We start from the raw sequence: 18,346 nt of genomic DNA, 5'->3' as shown, positions 1-18,346 counted from the left end.
AGAGAGTGTATAAAGTTATACTTATAATTTTTATGATTATTTGGGGAACAATAAATGTGTACGACTCTTCATTTATCCGTTTTTTTTATTATAGATTTTTACCTGTAGAAAAAATTACTAAACTGGATGTTATTAGTGATGAAAACCTGCAGACCGGTAAGTTGGAGATGAGTAAACATAAGGTTGTTTTTGCCGGCATTACAAGGAGTAATGTACCTCATTTACCAAACGCAATGCGTCATATAGAATATATAGGACAGTTTTTTTCAGATTACAGAATAATAATTTTTGAAAATGATTCTACCGATTCTACAAAATTAATGCTAAACTTGTGGCAGTTAATAAATCATAAAGTAAAAATTATATCACAGGACTTTTTTAACCAAAAAAGACCTTCTATAAAGTTCCTAGCGGATATTAGGAATAAATATCTAGAAATTTTAAATACAAGTGAATTTGATGAGTTTGATATAGTAATTATTCTTGATATGGATATAGGTTACGGTATTGATATTAGGGGAATATTAGACAGTTTTAGCAAAATTGATCGTTGGGATGTTGTATGCTCAAATGGAATATTTAACTCCAAAGGACAAATGTATGATGCTTTTGCCTTTCGTAATGAAGAATTTTCCTATACACCGTATGAGTATAACCTAAAAACCGGCAAGAGTTATTTTGATACGGAAAACCTTGCTTTAATGCAGAAAATATATCCTCCGGATTCAGATTTACTACCGGTAAATTCGTGTTTTAATAGTCTTGCCATATATAAAAGAAAATTCTTTGAAAACTGCTTTTACGATTCTATAAAAGAAGATTGCGAGCATGTGTATCTACATGAGTGTATGCGTTCTAAGCATAATGCAAGGATATTTATGAATCCGACACAAATTATTCGTTATGAGCATTATAGGTAAGGTTATAGTATACCTCTATAATTTTTCTTCTATTTGTGGTGGATTTTCTGCTTCTACTTCGATAATCTCAGATTTAGAAGAAACGATTTGATAACGCTCTAATGCTGCTGGCATGGCTTTATTTCCTGAATCAATGCCGAGTTTGTGAATGTTCTTAACTCTCGACATAAAATTACGATTAAACGAGGCGGCAAATTTATCGTAATTAGTAACCATATTATGCAGGTTATTACCGATTTTTTGAGAATAATCAGCCATAGTACCGATAGAGCTTAGTAATTTTCTTACTTCTTCAATAATTACCTTATAATTTTCTGAACGACGATGATCGGTAATTTGAAATTTTGCAAATGATAGCATATTCATAAGCCCGGCAGGTCCTACGGGAAAGATATTACAGCTCCAAGCTTTTTGTAAAAATTCAGGGTCGGCTGCAATGACTTTTTCGACCGCTTGTTCAGTTGGTAAAAACATTAAAGTAATAACATTGTTAAAGCTCTGATCCTTTTTGTTTAGATTAGTTAAAATATTTTCGGCATAGTCTTTATTAGCTAGAGATTTTAAATGATAATTCATAGTTTTGCTAAGATTCCCGCTATTATCCTGCTCATCAACTAGAAACTTTGAAGCTTTAGAATCAATAACCATTAAATTACCGGAAGGAAGAAAAATAAGAGCGTCGGGTCTTAACTTTCCACTGTCGAGCGTAGTTAAGCCGTATTGCATAATGAAATCTAAATTAGGACGTAAGCCCGAAGATTTTAGAATATTCTCAAGCGTAATTTCAGCAAGCAGCCCCGCACCGATTGGAGAAAGTAGCGACTGTTTTATCAAATCAACCGTGCCTTTCGATTGTTCTATATCTTTATTTAACGCTCCTACCATCGTAATCAACCGCTCAAACTCACTATTAAACTTTCCGGAAGCAGTAGCGATATTTTTCTCGGCTAACTCTCTTGCTGCATTGTTTTCCATTTTATGTATCTCTATTAATTGCTTGGATAAATCTTTCCCAAGGTCAAATAAAGCAGCTTTTGCTGATGAAAATGACTCCTCTCTTATTTTTTCTGAATCCTTAATAGTTTGCTCTTGATATTCTACTTTGCACTTCAATTGCTCAATTTTCTGTAAATATCCTATTTTTTCTTGGTTCAATAATTGGTTATTATTGTTAATTTCTAAATTCTGCTCCGATAAGAATTGTAGCTGCGTTTTTAAGGTTTTAGTTTTCACATAAAACCAAATTATTAAAGCTAATAAAATAACTATCGTAGTTGCGGTAACCGGTAATAAATAAGGCATATGTTTTGTAATTTATGTGACCATTTCGTTATAAATATCGGAATAGTCTTGACCATTTCGACATTTACTTATAATATTTTTATAAACTTATGGCATTACCAGCAGACTTGTATATCATTCCTAGCTAAAAGCGGGGATGAAATCGAGTAGGTTTTTCGATCCATACAACAAAGCCCCGCGAAAGCAAGAATGACATAAAAAAGTCTTATGTTGGCAATACTTATAGAGATATTATAATGGATAGGTTATATAAAAAGCAAGTTGAAGAATATCTAACAAACTATGGTAAGCTTGTATTTATAAGCGGAGCAAGACAGGTAGGAAAAACTACAATATCAAAACAAGTAATCAAGCCTAATCCCAATTCAATTTACCTAAATTGGGACTATCTAGAAGATAGAAATAAAATCTTAAACAAACATGCTGAGCTTTTTGAAAGTCTACTATCTACCGTATCCGATAAGAAACCGTGCTTAATATTAGATGAAATTCATAAATATAAAGATTGGAAAAATCTTGTAAAAGGGTTTTATGATAAATTCGGAGAAGATATTGAATTTATTATAACAGGTAGTGCCAAATTAAATATATATAAAAAAGGCGGCGATAGCCTAATGGGGCGTTATATAAATTTAACCGTGCATCCGTTATCGGTATCTGAAATAGCTAAAAATTTTGATAATAATATTGATTATATAAAAAGCCCCAAAAATATCACTATAGATGAATTTGAAGCTCTAATAAATTTTGGAGGGTTTGCAGAAAGCTATTTAAAAGCAACGGCTACATTTCATAGAATATGGAGTAATCAAAGATTCGAGCAGTTATTTAGAGAAGATGTAAGAAATACTGAAGATATAAATAATATTTATGCATTAGAATTGCTTGCTAGTATTATAAACGAGCAAGCCGGTTCATTAATAAGCTATACAAACCTTGCTAATAAAGTTAGAGTTTCAGATCAAACAATAAGAAGATGGCTATCTTTGCTAGAAAAGCATTATTATTGTTTTGCGATCAAACCTTGGTCTAAAAATGTTGTAAAAAGCTTAATAAAAGAGCCTAAATATTACCTTTGGGACTGGTCACAAATAAAAGATATAGGAGCGAGATTTGAAAATCTTGTAGCTTCTCACCTTTTAAAAGCCGTATATTTTTGGAACGAAACGGGACTCGGTGATTTTGGTTTATACTATCTTCGTGATAAACAAAAACGTGAAGTCGATTTAGTAATAACAAAAGATGAGAAGCCTTGGATTTTAGTGGAAGCAAAAGTAAGTGACTCAACCGTTTCTTCAAGCTTAAAATATTTTCATGAATTACTTAAACCTAAGTTTAGTTTTCAAGTGATTCAAAATAAACAAGCTATTTCGGGTTCTTGCTTTGATAAACCGGGCTTATGGATAGTACCGGCTATTACTTTCTTATCTCAATTTGTTTGATATGAATTTTTGTAAAAAAGGTAATCTAGTCAAATGTAAATCATGTGACCATTTCGACATTAATTATAAGCCATATCCTCGCACATACCAATAAATGTAGCTGAATTGACTATATTCACTTTATCTTCTAGAGGTCCGAGTGGCTGAGCTGGTTTTAACAATTCCGGCGTTAATATAAATTTGGTTTTTTTCTCGATATTCGATAAAAAAGGTAAATGTAAGCTATGAGGGCTGTATATTATTGCGTATTTCTCCCATTCGGGATATTGTCTATCCAAATAATCTTTATATTCAGAGGGACCATATACTTCTATACTACCGAATTTATATTTTTTTAAAGGATATAATTCATTATCATAAAATAAACTCTTTGGATATTTATTACGCATACTCTGATTAGAATAAACAAATTTATCATTTTCTTTATGAAATACGAAAATATCTAAGCATCTCTCCCCGCAAATTACATAAATTTTATGATGTTGAACACGATATCCTAATTGTTCAAATTGCGGTAATATTTGTTGCAGAAATATTTCGTCTTCATGCATAATACCGATATCTAAATCATCGTCAAAAGGAATTATGCCTTGATGTCTAACGGCTCCAAGCAGAGTGCCGCCTTCTATCCAATAATTAATATTATTCTTCCCAAGTAGCTCATGAGTATCTTTCATTAACTGATAAAGGGCAATAGCTTTTTTCTCGCTAATCCTATATTTTTTTTACTTGTTCATCACTTAGGGTTACATATCGCCAATTATGTTCTAGTAGATAAGCATAACACAATACACCGACGAAAATAGTAAGAATTAAGAGTAAAATATTTTTAAAGGATAATATCAACTTTAATTTTATCACCTTGAACCTTAAATTATATTTTCTCTGTTAATATAATATTTTTTAAAAAGTTACTCTATCCTCTAGTGGTTCGAGTGGCTGAGCCGGTTTTAACAATTCCTGCGTTAGTATAAATTTGGTTTTTTTCTCGATATTCGATAAAAAAGGTAAATGTAAGCTATGGGAATGCTCTATCACTGCATACTTATCCCATTCTGGATATTGCCTATTTAGATTTCCTATAGGATCAGCGGGACCATAAACCTCTATACTACCGAATCTATATTTTTTTAAAGGATATAATTCATTATCATAAAATGAACTCTTCGGATACTTATCTCGAGCTGCTAAATTAGTATATATAAATTTGTTTTGTTCTTTATGAAAAATAAAAATATCTAAACAAGCTTTTTTGCATATATTATAAGCTCTCTCGTAGGAAACAGTATAACCGAGTTGCTCAAATTGCGGTAATATTTGCTGCAAGTGTATTTCTTCTTCGTGCATTATCCCTATATCTAAATCATCGTCAAAAGGAATTATACCTTGATGTCTAACAGCTCCAAGCAGAGTGCCGCCTTCTATCCAATAATTAATATTATTCTTACCAAGTAGCTCATGAGTGTCTTTCATTAACTGATAAAGGGCAATAGCTTTTTCCTCGCTAATTCTATATTTTTTTACTTGTTCGTCACTTAAGGTTACATATCGCCAGTCATGTTCTAATATATAAGCATAAAAAAATATACCGGCAAATATAATTAATATTAAGCCTATAATATTTTTAAAGGATAACATTGACTTTAATTTTATCACCTTGGTCCTCAAATTGTATTTCTTCTGCCGATGTGACGTTTTTTAAATCTTCTATTAATTCTGCAGATAATTCTATGCCGCTAACTTCAAGCAATTTTATCGGAGCTTTAATAGAAAGATTTTTCTCAGCTTTGAATTTTCTGACGATATCTAGGATTTCAAGCAGTCCTTCTGCTCCTTTTGCGTCGATTTTATAGTTTAAGTCACCGTAATTAACCCAATTACCTTTTTCGTGTACAGAATTTTCACTATATAATATCTGATATAACTCTTCAGTAATATGCGGCATGAACGGTGCAAATAGTTTCAGTAAAGTTTGCATCACATGATATAAAGTTAATATGCTACTATATTGTCCGCTAGGATTTTTACTCTCCTCGTCATAGCTTCTTGTTTTACTTATTTCTAAATAATTATCACAAAATATCGCCCAAAAGAATTTTTCCGTCAGATGCATGGCATTTGCATATTCGTAGTTTTGTAACTCATTTGTGGCTAGCTTAACCAACGCCACTAGCTTATTAATCATCCACTGATCAAACTCGTTAGTGATTTTTTCTTTAACATCTAAAAGCTTTGCTTGTTTATCTTCCTCTTTTAATTTCTCAAAATGTATAGAAACAAATTTAGCAGCATTCCAAAGCTTATTGACTAGTCGTTTGCCGTTTTTCATAACGTCTTCAGAATAGGCAGTATCAGCACCTAGCTTTGAATTTGCCGACCAATAACGTATCACGTCAGAACCGTATTGTTCTAGCAGCTTTTCAGGAACTAAAACATTGCCTTTGGATTTTGACATTTTGCTTCGATCTTCAGCTAAACACCAACCGCTTACCATGATATTTTTCCACGGTAGAGTATTTTGGTGTAAATGAGCTTTTAAGATAGTATAGAATGCCCAAGTTCTAATAATTTCATGTGCTTGAGGTCTTAAATCCATCGGAAATAATTTATCATGTCTATCTTTATTAACAGCAAAATCATCAGAAATGCCATGAGTGGAAAGTTGAGGAGAAACGGAGCTTGTTGCCCAAGTATCCATAACATCAAAATCAGGTTCTACTTCCTCCTTACTATAACCAATAGGTAAATCTTTTAACGGATCGACAGGTAGCTGCGAAATATCGGCATATAAAATCTTTCCTTCTTCACCTACTCTTTTAGAGTACCAAACAGGGAAGGGTACGCCAAAATAACGCTGCCTACTAATACACCAATCCCAGCTAATGGCATTAATCCAATTCTCTAAACGAATTTTCATATTGTTAGGACGCCAGTTTAACTCACTTGCTCTTTTAAGTAGAGCTTCTTTATGTGATATCGTTTTAACGAACCATTGCGGTACGGTTAATATCTCAAGAGGTGCACCTGACCTCTCGGCACATTTAACGGTATGAGTTATCTCTTCTTGCTTAGTAAGCAATTCTTGCTCTTTTAAAATATCTATTATTTTTGCTCGAGCTTCTTTAATTTTTAATCCGTCTATAGCAATATCATGAGAGAAATCTATCGTACCCTTTTTAGTAATAATAGTTTTTAAAGGTAAATTATGCGTCTTCCACCAAGTAATATCCGTTTGATCACCAAACGTACAGCACATTACCAGTCCCGTCCCTTTATCTTGTTGTACTAAAGGATCGGCAAGTAGCGGAACTTTCCCATTAAAAAGCGGAGTTATAGCTGATTTACCTGCTAGATGCTTATAACGCTTGTCATCAGGGTGATAGAATACGGCTACGCAAGCAGGCAATAATTCAGGTCTTGTAGTTGCTATAGTAAGCGGGTATCCTTGTTCGGTTTTAAAAGTTATATAATTCATGAACGAGGTTTTTTCCTTGTCCTCAATATCAGCTTGGGCAAGAGCTGTACCATCTACCGAATCCCATAAAATTGGTTGATCATTACGATAAATTTCGCCTTTCTTAACTAAATCAAGAAAAGACATTTGTGATATTTTTCGTGATAACGGACTGATAGTTTGGTACTCTAAACTCCAATCAACCGATAAAGCTATTTGGTTAAATAGGCTTCTAAATTTCTCTTCTTCACTTGCTACTACCTCTTCACAAATTTTTATAAACTCATCTCTCCCCATATTATAAGCTTTGATCTGCTTCTGCTTTTCAACAAGCCTTTCGGTTGGTAGTCCGTTATCGTCAAAACCCATAGGATAAAAGATATTCTTACCCATCATACGCTGAAAGCGTACGATAAAATCCGTTTGCGTATAGCTGTAAACATGCCCGATATGTAGCTGTCCTGAAACAGTCGGCGGCGGAGTGTCCACTATATAAGTGTTTTCTTTTGAAATATTTGGATCATAAGCATAAATTTGTTTCTCTTGCCAAATTTGCTGCCGTTTTTTTTCATTTTCGGTAAAATTGTAATTTTTTGGAAATTCTTTCATAGATTTTATAGTTGATTCAAGAATCTTATTATAAAGGTTATATATGATTATGACAATAGAGCTATTACTATTGATATGATTTGGAGATTTAGAATTTGTGCAAGTGGTGCTTGCACGATTAATTAATTTTTTACAATTGAACGAATAAAAGTTTCTTTAAAACCGGTAGTTTTGGCAATAATAGGAATCTCAAAACCCTGAGCAAACATGCTTTTTGCTATACTCACTGAGTTATTATATTCACCTCTGGCTTCTTGAATGCCTTCTTGTATACCTTCTTGTCTTCCTTCATCTCTATATGTGTCAGCGATAGTTTTCATAATAGTATCCTTATCTTTAGATGATAAATGCTTAGTAAATACTTCTACTAATTCTGGTTGTTTTTGTTTTGATAATTTTGCATTAGTATACCATAAGAATGATCTTAGGTAAATATAACCTCTTTCCTTATCTAGTATTATAATATGTTTAAACTCTGTTAAAAACTTTTCCCATAGTTTTATCATATCCCGCATATGGATATGCTTCATCATATATTCTAGCATACCTAAATGTTTTTTCTTGACGATTTCATCATCTGACATAGCTTGCAAATCGACTAACTGATAATCTTCCATCATTAATTTCTTTGCCATCACACTATCAGTAAATAAACTCCACAAATTTCTTGGAGCATTATAAACTTCTTTTCCATTGTAAATAACTAAATTATAAACTAGCGGTAATTTACTTCTTCCTTTTTTATGTCTTTCACATAACAATAAGGTATATTTCCATAACCGCAAAGCCGTCCAATAATCAATTGTTGATTGGGCTTCTATTAACACATATACAAATGCTTCTTCTTTACTCTTAGTACTAATTTTATATATTATATCACTATATTTTTTGTTTAAAGATTCCTCTATATAGCTTTCTTGTTCTACTACTATTTTTGATAAATCTACTAAGTTCTTAAAATCATCAGGTAAATAATATTCTAGAAATTCTTGTGCTGCTACTGGATCACTCATTACTGTTTTTACTAATGAATCATGCTTTAATTTTTTGACCATAAAATATTTAGTAGCTTTATCTTGCAGCGTATTTTATCTTAATTCATATAAAATAGCTACATTTATTTAAATTTAAAGTTTAATATTAATGACATCAAACAAACTTTTACTTACCTTAAAATTAATGCGTGCGGATAAGCCGGTAGCTTATTTGCTGGTTTTTTTCCCTGCTTTATTTGGATTATTGCTTGCAAATCCTTCTAACACGGAATTAGCTCATTTATTGCCGTTATTTATTCTAGGTAGCATAACTGCAAGGAGTAGTGGATGTATTATTAACGATATATTTGATAGAAAATTTGATAAGTATGTAGCAAGGACTAAAGGTCGACCTTTAGCAAGTGGTGCTTTATCTATTTCTTATGCTGTTTTTATACTCTTAATTCTTAGCATTATCTCACTTTGTATTTTGCTGCTTTTAAGTAAAACAGCCGTATATACGGGTTTTTTTGCGGTAATAATGATTAGCACATACCCATTAATGAAACGTATTACCTACTTCCCGCAAATCTTTTTGGGTGTTACCTTTAAATTAGGAGCGTTAATAGCATATGCGGCAGTTCAGGATAAAATTGATTTAGCAGCAATTATTATGTATTTAGCATGCTGTTTTTGGGCAACCGGCTATGATACGATTTACGGATATATGGATATAAAAGACGATAAGAAAATAGGAGTGAAATCTTTAAGCATATATTTAGAGAACAAGCATTATAAGTTTTGGCTGTATGTGTTGTATATAGGATTTATATTGCTATTTATCCTAGCAACAAATATAGCTAAATGTAATATCGACTATTTACCTATTTTAGCTGCTTTAATTTTACTGATATTGCAGGTAGTAACTCTTGACATTGAAGAACCTGTTAATTGCATGACAAGGTTCAGAGCTAATAATTACGTTGGACTGCTTTTAAGTTTAGTATTTTATTAAAAAATAGTTTACTTTTTAACTTTTTATTAGTACAATTACTCTAAATAATAAAAAGGATATGAACTATGTTAAGAAACAATACTTATAAAAAATCTTTTGCAGCATTAATAAAAGACCCAACAGCAGAATTTTATTATTCAGCATATTTTTTGTGTTTTATAGAAAAATTTACTGACCCTTTGGTTTCAAGAGGGGAGAAATATCGCTTGTATACTGATTCTAAAAAGTTTTGGAGTAGCAGTGAGTATAATAGTCAGAAAGTTTATAATCGTGAAGATGTGAATAGCATGATATTTGATAAAGTAGCAGACAAATACGGCACTAAAGATAAATCTGCATTTAAAGAATATATACATATTATCCGTAATAATTATATGGATATCGAGTACGCCGGACACATTAGAGCAGGTTGTGAATCTTATAAAGTACCTAAGTTTTGTAGACTTGTAAATGAGGATTGCTATAAAGAACTAACAGACATTATAGGAGTAACTCCTGATGCTTACTTAGAAGCGGTATCTCATTAACGTCCCGCCCTAACAGCCCATAAAGTTATCATCGAGATTACAGTTATATAAACCGCAATTGATAAAGAGCTGCCGGTTACATGCCAAAGCATTAGGCAGATTGACGGGGTAAGGCGTCCAATTAGTGAAGAACCTATACTATTCCCGACACCTACTAGCATATATTTATAGTCAGTTTTAAATAAATCATTTAGCCAACAATTTAACGGTACTGAAAAAGTAACTCCGAGTATTATGATCCAAATACGTACAAAATTAACATACCATATAGACGAATTATTTAAAAAGAACCATAGAGGAAGTATGGTTAAAATCGTTAAAATAAGAGTACCATTTAGTATTTTAAGATAATGAAATTTTTTAGTTAAATATCCAATTATTGGGATCAAAAATGTATCAAAAATTGTAAGCTCGGTATTAAAAATCATCATTGTTTCTAAAGATATATCAGTAATAAGAGGAATAAAGCTATTCATCAATACAAATGGTATCATATAAGTTAAATACCAAAAACCTGATACAAAAATAACTCGTGTGATATTTAGCTTGTTATGCCAGATTGTTGTTAGGTCGGATAATAGTGACGATGCTATGTCATTGCAAGAATAAACTGTAAGTTTTGACGAAGCAATCTTAGACAAAATTCCTGAGATTGCCACGCTCCTTTTAGTTGTTCGCAATGATGTGTAATCCTTGCTTTTCCTTAAAAAGTAACCTATCAGTGCTGTAACCCCACCAAATATAAAACATAACCGCCAATATTCATTATACTCTATATTTAAAACTATAGTGCTGATAAATGAAGCAAGAATAATACCGACCATAGTAGAGGTTTGATAAAGGTAAGAAGCTTTAAACGCTTTTGTTTCGGTTTTATTCTCTAGAATATATAATTTAGCAATAGTACATTCTCCCTCGGAATATACTCCTTGCAACGTCTTAAGCACAACTAATAATAGCGGTGCAAGCCAGCCTATTTGTGCATGTGAAGGTATTAAACCAATTAGAGCAGTGCTTAAAGCAACCCCGATTAGAGAATGAGATAAAGCAAAAATCCCGCCGTATTTTTTAGCAATTACGCCAAAAAAATAAGAGCCTATGGGACGTGTAAATAAAGAGGTGGCAAGAACGCTATAAGTAAGTATTAAGGCGACAATTTTATCATGATTCGGAAAGAAGATACCAGCAAGTAGCGGAGCAAGAAACCCATAAAGTGCGGTATCAAAATGATCCATCGCATTACCGATTAGGATAGAAATATCTCTTTTGCTTAATGAATTGTTCATCTATTAATAATTTAAAATTTATAATGGATTATACTACTTATCTTTCAAGAATTGTTCTTTCATTTTATCAAGGACTCGTGATGCTCACGTACTATTATAGTGTACGCTGTGCTCACTCGCCTATCAAAATAAAATTCAATTCTTGAAATACCAGCAGTATATAAGTATGTAATCTTCCTTGTAAATAATTTTTTAAGAGATATGATTATAAAGTTATAGCTTAAAGTAATTGTAATTAATGAATAATTTGAAACAAGGAAAGTTTATTACATTTGAGGGAGGGGAAGGGATAGGCAAATCTACTCAATCTCAAATGCTCTATGAATATTTAAAATCTCAAAATACTCCCGTTATTTTAACTCGTGAAGTCGGTGGTACTATTGTAGCCGAAAAAATGCGTGAAATTCTAGTACATGAAGAATTATTACCCATGTCCGAGCTATTACAAGCTATGGCAGCACGTTATGATCATATGGTACGGAAGATTATGCCCGCTCTGCAAGAGGGATATATTGTAATATGCGATAGGTTTATTGATTCAACTGCATGTTATCAAGGATTAGAGCTAGAAAACGGTATAGATTTAGTTTATAATCTGCACAAAACTTTAATGCCGTCTCTTATGCCGGATATTACGTTTTTTATTGACGTAGAGCCGGATACTGCTATTAAGAGAGTTAATTCACGAAATATGAGTAATAAATTTGACATAAGAGGTATAGATTTTTATAAAAAAATCTATGATTGCTTTAAAGAATTAAGTAATAGATTTCCTGAGAGAATAAAAACAATTAAAGCTTCAGATTTAAGTCCAGTTGAAGTACATGAGTTAATAAAAAAACATTTATGAATAACACTTACTACGTTACGACTCCTATATATTATGTTAACGATGTTCCCCATATAGGTCATGCTTATACTAGCGTTGCAAGTGATGTAATCGCTCGTTTTATGCGACTTCGAGGTTTCGATGTTATATTTTTAACTGGGACTGACGAACACGGCCAGAAAGTAGAAAAAGCAGCTATCAATAAAAATATCGACCCACAAAAATTTACCGATCAGACATCCGAAAGTTTTCGTCATCTGATGAATGCTATGAATATTTCCAATGATGATTTTATCAGAACAACAGAGAACAGGCATAAAGAAGCAGTCGCTATTTTTTGGCAGAAATTACTAGATAACGGTACTATTTATGAAGGATTTTATGAGGGCTGGTATGCAGTGCGAGATGAGGCTTTTTATGATGAGTCGGAACTTACAAGTGACGGTTTAGCACCGACAGGTGCCCCTGTTAAATGGGTTAAAGAGCCAAGCTATTTCTTTAATCTTTCAAAATGGCAAGATAAATTGCTTGAGTTTTATGAAGCAAATCCTGATTTTATCAGACCTATATCAAGGCGTAACGAAGTAATTAGCTTTGTTAAATCAGGTTTAAAAGATTTATCAGTATCGCGTACTACTTTTAACTGGGGTATAAAAGTACCGAATAACGAAAAACACGTGATTTATGTTTGGCTTGATGCACTTGCTAATTATATTTCGGCACTCGGTTATCCTGACAAGCAAAGTAATTACGGTAAATTTTGGCCGGCTGATTTGCATGTAGTCGGTAAAGATATCTTACGTTTTCATGCGGTTTATTGGCCGGCTTTCTTAATGGCTGCCGAAGTTCCGCTGCCGAAAACAATTATGGCTCATGGCTGGTGGACGAATGAGGGGCAGAAAATCTCTAAATCTCTTGGTAATACCATTGATCCAATTGAGTTAATTGATGAATTCGGTGTTGATCAAGTTAGGTATTTTTTAATACGTGAAGTAACTTTTGGTGCGGACGGTAATTTTGCTCGTAGTAATTTAATTACCCGGATTAATAGCGAGCTATCAAACAAGATAGGTAATTTATTACAGCGTACTACAGCTTTTGTGTATAAGAATAATGACGGCAAAGTGCCGCTACTTACGCAAGATGTTATAGATAAAATATATGAGCTACCGATTTTAAAAACCGCAAGTAAATTTGCTGAGCAGAATATTTTATTGATGGAAAAAACTGAGATTAATAAAATTCTTGAAAATATTATTAATTTAGCCGAAGAGGCAAATATCTATATTGATAGTGAAGCACCGTGGAATTTGAAAAAAACCGATCCGGATAAAATGCTAGAAGTGTTATACACTTTACTAGAGGTGTTACGCTATATTGCGATAATGCTTCTGCCTTTTATACCGAATTCAGCAAATAAAATGCTTGATCAGTTAGGTGTAAATAAAGAAGAGCGTTTATTTAAGCATTTAGGACGTGATTATGCTTTAAGGGCGGGTAGCGATATTTTAGAACCTACCATAATATTTCCAAGATTTGAATAATGTGTTATACCGTGGACAAGCCGGCGTTGTTGTATGGATACCTAATCGTCATTGCGAGGAGCGAAGAGACGTGGCAATCCAGAAAAAATAATAAAAAAACTCTGATTTACAGAATTTTTTTTCTTCCTTGCTTCGTCGAATTACTACGTAATTCTTCTCGCAATGACGATTTTCCACAGTATGACACATTGACTAAGAGTATAATATGCTAATAGATTCACATTGTCATCTTAATTTACTTACTAAAGATACGGATTTAGATTCCGTCATTCAAAGAGCGTTAGAAAATAATGTGCAGTATATGCAAACTATCTGTACTAAGCTTGAAGATTTTCCTATTGTTTTAGAAATAGCCGAAAAATATGAAAATGTTTTTGCAAGTGTTGGAGTGCATCCGTGTGAAGTGAATTCTTCTATTAGTCATTGCGAAGCACTGCAAGTGCTGTGGCAATCTCAGGAAGCTTGGAAAAGATTGCCACGTCAAGACTACGTCTTTCCGAGCTCAGACGCTGAGGTAATTATTAAGCTTACTAAGCACCCTAAAATTATCGGAATCGGTGAAACGGGGCTTGATTATTATCACGAGCCTTACGATAAAAAATTACAAAAAGATTCGTTTGTAGCACATATACATGCTGCAGCCGCTACTAATATCCCTATTATAGTTCATACAAGAGAAGCCGACGAAGATACAATAGATATCTTAACCTCGGAAATGCGTAATAGTAAATTTCCCGGGCTAATCCATTGTTTTACCTCATCAAAAAATCTAGCAACAAAAATGCTGGATATCGGTTTATATATCTCGATGTCAGGGATTATAACTTTCAAGAATGCTACTGATTTACAAGAAATAGTCAAATATGTACCGCTTGATAGATTATTGATTGAAACCGACACTCCTTATTTAGCACCTACGCCTATGCGAGGCAAACAAAACGAACCGGCTTTCGTTAGATATGTTGTCGAGAAAGTTGCCGAACTCAAAAATATCACCTCAAAAGAAGTAGCAAATATTACTACTCGTAACTTTAAAATATTATTTTCTAAATTTGAAAAATATGTAAATAATACTTTATAAAATCATCAAGATTGATAATTTAAAGTTGAAATTTTTAAAATAACAGGTATATTTTATAGTGTTTCAATTATTAGTATATTTAATATGGAATTTGATCGCAAAAATGCTATCATTAGTTTTTTAAAAGAAAATGAAGGGCAGAAATTTACTCCTTATAGCATAGCAAAATGGCTTGTAGAAAATCACATTGAAGAAGCAAGACTCAAAGCAAATGCAAGTACAAATAAGAGATTGTTAGAAGCAAAGACTCAAGAAGAAAAAGATAAGGAAATTATAGGAATTTATGCAGGGGAAATTAGTAGTAGTAAGCTTTCTGCTGAACGAAGACAAGAACCTAATATTAGAATGGAGCTAAAACCTAAGCTAAAATTTTATTATTCGCAAAACCCTGATTACTATGTCAATAATGAACAAGCCACAGAACCTAAAATAAATGCAAATAAAGAAGATAAAATAACCGAAGAGCAAGTATGTGATACACTTGCATTATATCTTCAAAACAAATTGAAGATTCATAATATGCCTATTAAGCATAATTTTTCTTCAAATAAACAAGGAACTAAAGGTAATAAGTGGTTACATCCAGATTGGGTAGGTATGGAGGTTCTTAATGAAAAATGGGGATTACTAATTAAAGATTGTGCTAAATATTATGCAGGAAAACAAGCACGACTTTGGTCTTTTGAAGCAAAAACAAAAATCAACCGTAGTAATTTACGAGAATATTTTTTTCAGGCTTTATCAAATTCCTCATGGGCACATTATGGCTATTTAGTTGCTGCTGATTTAATTGAAAGTAGACAAAATGATACCAGGCATGAACTTGAAATGCTATGTACTAGGCATGGTATAGGATTTATTTTAGTAGATATAGAAAATCCTGAAGATAGTAAAATATCAATTCCTGCTAGAGAAAGACCGGAAATAGATTGGAATATGGCTAATAGGTTAGCAGAAGAGAATAAAGATTTTGAAAATTATATAAATAATATTGATACATTCTATAAAAAACAGAAAGTAAATGATAGTACTTGGTTTAATATTAATGACCACGTAAATAAAATTCCTAATCAAAACAAGAAGAAAAAATAAATATTATTTATATTAAAGCTATTTTGTTAACAGTCTCATAGACCATTATTATCACGCATTTATAAAAATTTAAGTTGTGAACCCTAAAATTAATGTTACTAAAGAAATTTTTGATGTTAAACTAAATGATTATATTAATTATTTTTAGATTTGGGGATAAATTATGATGAACTGTGATTTAAGTACTAATTATACATATTATATGTTAGAGGGGCTTAGAGCACAAATTGCTCCAATACATTTAGGTATAAAAATCCTGAAAGAGGCGTATGAACATGAGTCTCTAGAGGATAATGGGTTTGCAAGAATTATGCATTCTTATTTAACGCTTTGTGAACGCATGACTAGAAAATATGAAAAACCCGAATTTAATATTCTTGAAACAATTATTGATAATAAAACCTATAACATTAATGAAAAAGTTATACTAAAAAAGCCTTTTTGTGAACTAAGGCATTTTCAGAAAATAGGTTTTAAAAAAGAATTACCTAAATTATTAATAGTAGCACCCATGGCGGGGCATCACGCTACTTTACTTAGATCAACCGTACAAGAATTATTACCGTATACCGATATTTATATTACGGATTGGACGGAAGCAAGTTTCGTGCCGCTTGAAGCCGGGCATTTTGATATGGATGATTATATTGATTACGTAATGGAGTTTATCAATTTTATAGGACCGAATGTTCACACTATGGCAGTTTGCCAACCTACTGTTCCACTGCTTGCCGCCATTAGCTTAATGTCGGAGAGTAATAGCCCGAATGTGCCGAGTTCGATGATTTTGATGGGCGGACCTATTGATGCTAGAAAAAACCCCACGGCAGTTAATGAATTTGCTCAAAGTAAAAGTTTAGAATGGTTCTGCAAAATGGTTACAATGCAGGTGCCGCCAAACTATCCCGGTCATGGAAGAAAAGTATATCCCGGCTTCCTCCAACTTGCCGGCTTTATGAGTTTAAACTTATTTCGTCATATAGATTCACATTTAGAATTATGGCAAAGTTTATTAAATTCTGATTATAAAAAAGCCGATCATACTATTAAATTTTATGATGAGTATTTAGCAGGTATGGATATGCCGGCAGAGTTTTACTTACAAACTATAGATGAAGTATTCCAACAATTTTCATTAGCAAGAGGTAAATTAGTTTCTGAGAAGCGTCCGATTAATTTAAAACATATTACTAAATGTGCTTTACTTGGTATTGAAGGGGAATTAGATGATATTGCAGCGGTAGGGCAAACAAAAGCTGCTTTAAAACTTTGTTCAAATATACCTGAATCAATGAAAAGATACCATTTACAAAAAGGGGCAGGGCATTACGGGGTATTTAGCGGAAGTAAATTTAAACAGTTTATAGTACCTATTATCAAAGATTTTATCTATGATTTTGATAAAACTAATTTCAAGCAATCTAAACTTAAGGCAGTATAAAAATAGTTGTTGCAAGGAAATTACGTAAGTAATTGACGAAGCAATCCAGTAAAAAATTCTGATTTACAGAATTTTTTACTGGATTGCTTCGTCAATTGCTAAGCAATTTCCGGTCTTGTTGCATGGCTCAAAAAACCCGCTCGGTGTCATACCGTGGCTTGTCCACGGTATCCAGTAAAACAATTAAAAATACTAAGATTATTAGTATTTTTAACTGGATCCCGTGAATAAATCACGGGATGACAAAGCGAGGCCGAGCCATGCAACAAGGTCTGCAGTCGCTCGTAATGACGGGGTGGTATCCACGCAACAATGCCTTGCTGGAATGATATAGTATCCATGTAACAAGACCATAATTAAAGGAGAATTGTGGTAATCTAATATTCAACTCTTATTAGTTTTTTGAATTTCTTGTTGTTGCTGTTGTTTGTATTCTTCCGCTTTTTCTTCTATGTAATTAAAAAAGAAATAAGTAAAAGTTAAAAAACCGGTCAAAATAATACCAAATGTTATTAGTATTGCTTTAAGTTGTTTTCGTGAATCTTCTGCTTTTAATCTTTTCTCTTCTTCATCTATCTCTTCATCATTTTTGAATTCAGATATTATTATTTGTTCTTCTGTAGTATTTTCCATGTTGTAACTCAACTAAAATGAACTTCTTTATTACTAAATTGTTCCTATAACTTACAGATTTTTGAAGTTTATAAGATTAGCTATATTTATGGGACTGTTAACAAAATAATTTTAAAGCTAATTAAAATCTTTTTTGCTGCAAATTATAAGATTTTTTTGAAATATGAATAACTATTCCGGCAAAAATCTTATTAATT

The 18,346-nt window shown here is 32.4% G+C and carries 15 protein-coding genes and 1 pseudogene; 9 read left to right on the top strand and 7 right to left on the bottom strand.

Going from position 1 to position 18,346, the window contains the following annotated elements; all coding sequences use genetic code 11:
• The first annotated feature begins 5 nt into the window (after window positions 1–5).
• Entirely contained in the window at window positions 6–920 is a 915-nt protein-coding gene (locus H6P87_RS05665; protein ID WP_246437844.1) for a hypothetical protein, read from the top strand.
• Window positions 921–935: 15 nt separating this feature from the next.
• Here H6P87_RS05665 and H6P87_RS05660 read toward each other — a convergent pair whose 3' ends face one another.
• Complete coding sequence (locus tag H6P87_RS05660) at window positions 936–2,222, bottom strand: DNA recombination protein RmuC (RefSeq protein WP_202069024.1); 1,287 nt, start codon at window positions 2,220–2,222, stop codon at window positions 936–938.
• A gap of 236 nt (window positions 2,223–2,458) precedes the next feature.
• Between H6P87_RS05660 and H6P87_RS05655 the strand changes: the two genes are divergently transcribed.
• Window positions 2,459–3,664 carry an ATP-binding protein gene (locus tag H6P87_RS05655; RefSeq protein WP_202069022.1) on the top strand — a complete coding sequence of 402 codons (1,206 nt, stop codon included), beginning with the start codon at window positions 2,459–2,461 and terminating at the stop codon, window positions 3,662–3,664.
• 59 nt (window positions 3,665–3,723) lie between these two features.
• Here the strand turns inward: H6P87_RS05655 and H6P87_RS05650 are convergent.
• From H6P87_RS05650 to H6P87_RS05635, 4 genes and pseudogenes are all read right to left on the bottom strand, one after another.
• Window positions 3,724–4,525 (bottom strand): annotated as a pseudogene (locus H6P87_RS05650) (LicD family protein).
• A 42-nt stretch (window positions 4,526–4,567) separates the two neighbouring features.
• Complete coding sequence (locus H6P87_RS05645; protein WP_202069016.1) at window positions 4,568–5,320, bottom strand: LicD family protein; 753 nt, start codon at window positions 5,318–5,320, stop codon at window positions 4,568–4,570.
• Window positions 5,289–7,727, bottom strand: coding sequence for a valine--tRNA ligase (locus H6P87_RS05640; protein WP_202069015.1), 2,439 nt, complete (start codon window positions 7,725–7,727; stop codon window positions 5,289–5,291). Before H6P87_RS05640 ends, H6P87_RS05645 begins: the two co-directional genes overlap by 32 nt.
• 122 nt (window positions 7,728–7,849) lie before the next feature.
• On the bottom strand, window positions 7,850–8,782 hold the full coding sequence (locus H6P87_RS05635; protein WP_202069014.1) for an Rpn family recombination-promoting nuclease/putative transposase: 933 nt from the start codon (window positions 8,780–8,782) through the stop codon (window positions 7,850–7,852).
• An 88-nt stretch (window positions 8,783–8,870) separates the two neighbouring features.
• Here H6P87_RS05635 and ubiA point away from each other — a divergent pair, with 88 nt between their 5' ends.
• A complete protein-coding gene (ubiA, locus tag H6P87_RS05630; RefSeq protein ID WP_202069012.1) occupies window positions 8,871–9,716 on the top strand; it encodes a 4-hydroxybenzoate octaprenyltransferase in 846 nt (281 codons plus the stop codon).
• 65 nt (window positions 9,717–9,781) lie between these two features.
• Window positions 9,782–10,243 (top strand): hypothetical protein, encoded by a 462-nt coding sequence (locus tag H6P87_RS05625; protein ID WP_202069010.1) that lies wholly within the window; start codon window positions 9,782–9,784, stop codon window positions 10,241–10,243.
• Here H6P87_RS05625 and H6P87_RS05620 read toward each other — a convergent pair.
• Window positions 10,240–11,529 carry an MFS transporter gene (locus tag H6P87_RS05620; RefSeq protein ID WP_202069008.1) on the bottom strand — a complete coding sequence of 430 codons (1,290 nt, stop codon included), beginning with the start codon at window positions 11,527–11,529 and terminating at the stop codon, window positions 10,240–10,242. The genes H6P87_RS05625 and H6P87_RS05620 overlap by 4 nt on opposite strands.
• A 238-nt stretch (window positions 11,530–11,767) precedes the next feature.
• Between H6P87_RS05620 and tmk the strand changes: the two genes are divergently transcribed.
• From tmk to H6P87_RS05595, 5 genes are all read left to right on the top strand, one after another.
• Window positions 11,768–12,379, top strand: a complete 612-nt coding sequence (gene tmk / locus H6P87_RS05615; RefSeq protein ID WP_202069006.1) for a dTMP kinase — start codon at window positions 11,768–11,770, stop codon at window positions 12,377–12,379.
• Entirely contained in the window at window positions 12,376–13,902 is a 1,527-nt protein-coding gene (gene metG / locus H6P87_RS05610; protein ID WP_202069004.1) for a methionine--tRNA ligase, read from the top strand. Before tmk ends, metG begins: the two co-directional genes overlap by 4 nt.
• A gap of 205 nt (window positions 13,903–14,107) precedes the next feature.
• The gene (locus H6P87_RS05605) at window positions 14,108–14,983 is read left to right on the top strand and encodes a TatD family hydrolase (protein ID WP_202069003.1); all 876 of its coding nucleotides are present in this window, start codon (window positions 14,108–14,110) and stop codon (window positions 14,981–14,983) included.
• 84 nt (window positions 14,984–15,067) lie between these two features.
• Window positions 15,068–16,075 carry a hypothetical protein gene (locus H6P87_RS05600; RefSeq protein ID WP_202070174.1) on the top strand — a complete coding sequence of 336 codons (1,008 nt, stop codon included), beginning with the start codon at window positions 15,068–15,070 and terminating at the stop codon, window positions 16,073–16,075.
• A gap of 163 nt (window positions 16,076–16,238) precedes the next feature.
• Window positions 16,239–17,516, top strand: coding sequence for a polyhydroxyalkanoate depolymerase (locus H6P87_RS05595; RefSeq protein WP_202069001.1), 1,278 nt, complete (start codon window positions 16,239–16,241; stop codon window positions 17,514–17,516).
• Between the two features lie 384 nt (window positions 17,517–17,900).
• On the opposite strand, the gene H6P87_RS05590 is transcribed toward H6P87_RS05595, so the two are convergent.
• Complete coding sequence (locus H6P87_RS05590) at window positions 17,901–18,149, bottom strand: RP671a family tick cell line-upregulated protein (protein ID WP_202068999.1); 249 nt, start codon at window positions 18,147–18,149, stop codon at window positions 17,901–17,903.
• Window positions 18,150–18,346: the final 197 nt, after the last annotated feature.

It is taken from the genome of Rickettsia tillamookensis, assembly GCF_016743795.2.
GTDB lineage: Bacteria > Pseudomonadota > Alphaproteobacteria > Rickettsiales > Rickettsiaceae > Rickettsia > Rickettsia tillamookensis.
This window is presented reverse-complemented; position numbering and strand designations above follow the sequence as displayed.

What these genes read in the sequence shown, in the direction of transcription:
- H6P87_RS05600 (WP_202070174.1), top strand. Translation starts at nt 15,068, where the DNA reads ATGGAATTTGATCGCAAAAATGCTATCATTAGTTTTTTAAAAGAAAAT.
- H6P87_RS05620 (WP_202069008.1), bottom strand. Translation starts at nt 11,529, where the DNA reads ATGAACAATTCATTAAGCAAAAGAGATATTTCTATCCTAATCGGTAAT.
- H6P87_RS05635 (WP_202069014.1), bottom strand. Translation starts at nt 8,782, where the DNA reads ATGGTCAAAAAATTAAAGCATGATTCATTAGTAAAAACAGTAATGAGT.
- tmk (WP_202069006.1), top strand. Translation starts at nt 11,768, where the DNA reads ATGAATAATTTGAAACAAGGAAAGTTTATTACATTTGAGGGAGGGGAA.
- H6P87_RS05590 (WP_202068999.1), bottom strand. Translation starts at nt 18,149, where the DNA reads ATGGAAAATACTACAGAAGAACAAATAATAATATCTGAATTCAAAAAT.
- H6P87_RS05660 (WP_202069024.1), bottom strand. Translation starts at nt 2,222, where the DNA reads ATGCCTTATTTATTACCGGTTACCGCAACTACGATAGTTATTTTATTA.
- metG (WP_202069004.1), top strand. Translation starts at nt 12,376, where the DNA reads ATGAATAACACTTACTACGTTACGACTCCTATATATTATGTTAACGAT.
- H6P87_RS05640 (WP_202069015.1), bottom strand. Translation starts at nt 7,727, where the DNA reads ATGAAAGAATTTCCAAAAAATTACAATTTTACCGAAAATGAAAAAAAA.
- H6P87_RS05605 (WP_202069003.1), top strand. Translation starts at nt 14,108, where the DNA reads ATGCTAATAGATTCACATTGTCATCTTAATTTACTTACTAAAGATACG.
- H6P87_RS05625 (WP_202069010.1), top strand. Translation starts at nt 9,782, where the DNA reads ATGTTAAGAAACAATACTTATAAAAAATCTTTTGCAGCATTAATAAAA.
- ubiA (WP_202069012.1), top strand. Translation starts at nt 8,871, where the DNA reads ATGACATCAAACAAACTTTTACTTACCTTAAAATTAATGCGTGCGGAT.
- H6P87_RS05595 (WP_202069001.1), top strand. Translation starts at nt 16,239, where the DNA reads ATGATGAACTGTGATTTAAGTACTAATTATACATATTATATGTTAGAG.
- H6P87_RS05655 (WP_202069022.1), top strand. Translation starts at nt 2,459, where the DNA reads ATGGATAGGTTATATAAAAAGCAAGTTGAAGAATATCTAACAAACTAT.